General features: G+C 71.0%; 1 protein-coding gene. It reads right to left on the bottom strand.

Features of this window, described 5'->3' with window-relative positions:
• A partial coding sequence (locus tag ACTT8P_RS38455) for a condensation domain-containing protein (protein WP_442836431.1) occupies positions 1–458 on the bottom strand: 458 nt, incomplete at its 3' end.
• Positions 459–497 lie beyond the last annotated feature (39 nt).

Below are 497 nucleotides of genomic sequence, written 5' to 3'. Positions count from 1 at the left end.
GCACCGACCGGACGCCCGGTGTCGTTCCACTCCTCAACCACCCGCACCCGCTCATCGGCATCGAGTACGTCGATCTCACTGAGCCGGGTCCCCGGGTCGGCCGCGATCTGCTCCAGCACCCGCACCAGCCGGTCCCCCAACGACCGTACGGTCGCCGCGTCGAACAGGTCCGCCGCGTACAGGATGCCGCCGCCCAGACCGGCCGGGGAGCCGTCGGCCGCCCGCCGCTCGGCGAGCGAGAAGGACAGGTCGAAACGGGCGGGGGGTTCGGCGATCGGGGGCAGCGGGGCGACCCGCAGGCCGGGCAGCTCCCACTCCGCCTCGGGTACGTTCTGCAAGGCCAGCATCACCTGGAACAACGGGTTACGCGACAGCGACCGCGCCGGGTTCAACTCCTCGACCAGCCGCTCGAACGGCACATCCTGATGCGCGTACGCCGCCAGATCCGTCTCCCGCACCCGCCGCAACACCTCGGCGAACGACGGATCACCAGACAA

Source organism: Streptomyces sp. JW3 (assembly GCF_052216785.1).
Lineage (GTDB): Bacteria > Actinomycetota > Actinomycetes > Streptomycetales > Streptomycetaceae > Streptomyces.
The sequence above is the reverse complement of the archived record's forward strand: the minus strand, read 5'-3'. Positions and strand labels throughout refer to the sequence as shown.